Source organism: Candidatus Desulfolinea nitratireducens, from assembly GCF_982879505.1.
In genome coordinates, this window is sequence record NZ_CEYOSI010000299.1 from 1 (window position 1) to 3,468 (window position 3,468).

At 50.6% G+C, this 3,468-nt stretch carries 2 protein-coding genes; both read right to left on the minus strand.

The features are described 5' to 3' along the window. A partial coding sequence (locus tag AC3DOM_RS16840; RefSeq protein WP_487920197.1) for an ArgE/DapE family deacylase occupies positions 1 to 1,054 on the minus strand: 1,054 nt, incomplete at its 3' end. A gap of 195 nt (positions 1,055 to 1,249) precedes the next feature. Beyond that, a partial coding sequence (locus tag AC3DOM_RS16845; protein ID WP_487920198.1) for a heavy metal translocating P-type ATPase occupies positions 1,250 to 3,468 on the minus strand: 2,219 nt, incomplete at its 5' end.

Here is a 3,468-nt window from a genome sequence, read left to right on the forward strand (position 1 = left end):
CGACCAGCGCAGTTTCCATCCCCGCAGCCGCAAAAAGGGCCGCATCTGTCCAGAAGGTTTGACCTGAGTGGGCAGGCTTGCTTCCAAGTTGATTGGTCATGGAATCTTCCAGAATTTTTACAAGTAGCGCCTCCTCTCCAACTTCAAAGGGTTCCCGCCAAAAGGTTGCTTTTAGCGAGGCTTTGAAGGTCGGGTCATCAGATTCCAAACGATCAATAATGGATTGGATTTCGGCAGTTGCCTGGGATTCTGTTTCGCCGGGGTTGGTGCGCCTTTCGATTTCCAGCAGGCAATGAGCAGCGTAAGTGCTGATCTCCAGGCCTCCACGAATACGGGCGGCATGCAGCGAAGGCGGCCCTACCAGGGGATGGGCTGGCCTATTTCGCAATTCCTGCTCCAGATTATCCAGCTGAGCTAAAAATCGTCCCATGCGCATATTGGCATCGACTCCTTCTTTGAAACGACTACCGTGGGCGGCCCTGCCAAAGGTTTCAACCTCATGCCAGATAAAACCTCGATGAGCACGGCACAATGAAAGGTCAGTTGGTTCTGTGACGATTGCCCCATCCGCAGATACATGCCTGACGAGGTCTTCAGAGCCAATGCTGGCATATTCCTCATCCGCGACACCTGTTATGATCAGATCTCCTGCTAATTCAATCCCCGTGTCTACAAATGCTTTCGCTGCTCCCATCATCGCTGCGAGGCTGCCCTTCATATCCTGGGATCCTCGTCCATAAAGACGCCCATTCCTGATTTCTGCTCCAAAGGGATCGATGATCATCCCATCGACGCCAACAGTATCCAGATGGGCATTGAGCAGGAGGGAACGTCCTTCCCCCACACCTTTCAAAATCCCGACCACATTCACTCGATCAGGCTTGAGTTTATACAGCTTAACATCCAATCCAAGGTCACTCAGAACATCGGCCACATAGGTCCCAATTTCTGCCTCGCCCTTACCGCCCGGAGATAAGGAGGGATTTACCGAGTTTATTTGAACCATATCTTTTGTTTTTTGAATAATATAATCGCGGTCTATTTGAACATCCATCATTGCTCCTTAGTTTATATTTGTTCTTTAATTTTTTTCCAAATGGCAGCAAGAACACTTTCGCCAATATACTGTATCAGGTCTTGCGTATTTCACCCTTTTCCTACCAGTAATGCTCTGCGTCTCTTGTAGTCTCCAGAACCCGAACGCAGAGCATTGGGACAAGGATTATTGAAATTCTGTATTACCTACATTTTATTTTTGATAGCCCAATATCCTTAATGCATTTAGCACAACCAGAATGCTACTGCCCTCATGCAGTACAACGGCCCAGCTTAAGTCCAGCCAACCTGTTACGGAGGTCAGGATCAAGAGTCCAATAACTCCCAATGCGATCGTTAAATTTTGACGGATGATCGTCCGACTGGCACGACTAAGCCCGACTGCGAAGGGCAATTTAGCCAGATCATCGGCCATTAATGCGACATCTGCAGTTTCCAGGGCCACGGCTGTTCCTGCCCCGCCCATCGCAATGCCAACCGTGGCGGTCGCCAGGGCAGGGGCATCGTTCACGCCATCGCCGATCATGGCAATTTGACCATATCGCTCTTGCAAATCACGAATGGCATTCAGCTTATCCTCTGGCAATAGCTCAGCACGAATATCTGTGACACCAACCAGTCCACCGATGCGTTTTGCAACATCATCATTATCTCCGGTCAGCATGACCAGTTTCTTAACGCCCAAATCTCGCAAGGATTCCAAAACCTCCTTAACACCTGTTCGCGGCGTATCGGCCAGGGTTAGGATGCCGAGGAAGGTTCCCTCACGGCGAACGATCATCGTGGTTTTTCCCTCGCTTTCGAGAGCTGCCACTCTGTTGAGGATCTCCTTCGGCAATTTCACATCTTTCATCTCCTTAAATAGACGCAAAGAACCAATTTGAACCGTACGACCCTCCACATCGCCTTGCACACCACGACCAGCATGATTTACAAACCCATCGGCTGTTGGCAATAAGAAATCTCTTTCTCGCGCAGCTTCAACGATTGCCAGGGCAAGGGGATGATTGGACCCTTGCTCAACCGCTCCAGCTACACGCAATAATTCATCATCCTCAATATTGCCGTATGGCAATAGATCTATCAGCCTGAATTTGCCTTCTGTCAGCGTGCCGGTTTTGTCAAAAGCGATCACTTTCAAAGCACCCAAATTTTCCAGATGGACACCGCCTTTGATCAGGACTCCGTTTCTTGCAGCCTGCGCAATACCTGCCAAAATCGAAGCCGGCGTTCCCAGCGCCAGCGCACAGGGTGAGGCTGCAACCAGTAACAGCATCCCACGATAAAAACTCTCTGACAAAGTCATCCAGCCCGTTAACGGTGGGACGACAACAATCAGCAAAACGAAAATCAATACAGCGGGCACAAACCAGGCGGTGAATTGCTCCGTAAATTGTTGGGTCGGGCTTTGCTGGCTTTGTGCTTCCACCACCATTTGCATCACCCGTGCAAGCGTATTATCTTTAGCCAGACGGGAGACTTCCACTTCCAGGGCAGCATCCTGATTGATCGTGCCTGCAAAAACATCCTCTCCTGCAGATTTGAAAACCGGAACGCTCTCCCCCGTAACCGGACTCTGATCCACAGCGCTTTCTCCGGTGAGAATCTTCCCATCTACCGGGATCCGATCACCCGGGCGGACGAGAACCACATCGCCTACTTTCAGTCGCCCAACCAGACGCTCGACAACCTGTCCATCTTTTTTCAATTGTGCAGTCCTGGGCATCAGCTTTCCCAAAGAATTGACTGCGTTTCGGGCACGATCAAGGGCATAATGCTCTCCGGCATGCCCCAGACTGAAAAGGAAAAGAAGGAAAGCGCCCTCAGCCCACTCGCCGAGAATCGCTGCTCCGATAGCGGCGGCAAGCATAAGCACGTCCGTATCGAACCTTCCCCTGATAAGACCCGGAATGGCATGAGTGGCAATATCATAACCACCACTCAGATAGGATAACAGGAAAAATATCAGGGCAGTTTGCGCTGGGAAATTGAAAAATACTGTTCCTGCCCATCCGAACAGGAGAAAAAGCCCGGCGATGCCAACAAGGATCAGCGTCCACTGTTCCTGTGCCCAGTGCGGCAAAAAAGCGGGAGCGCTACCATGATCGCGATCAATTTCAGGATCTTCATCAGCCAGCGGCCATTCCAAGGGCTTTATTTTCATGGCCCGCATGGTTTTTGCGATAGCGCCTGGCAATAAGACCTTTGTGTCATAGGCTACAAAAGCAATTCCAGCGGCATAATTGACATTGGCATGGACCATACCTGGCAGTCCCTCCAATTTACGTCGCAGGGCCGGGGCTTCATCAGCGTTGTCCATTCCTTCGAAAGGGATTTGCTCATGCCGGTAACGATTGGTTAGCGTTGACCCTGTTTTTTGGGCCAATCTCCGCACATTTTTCAGGGAGATCA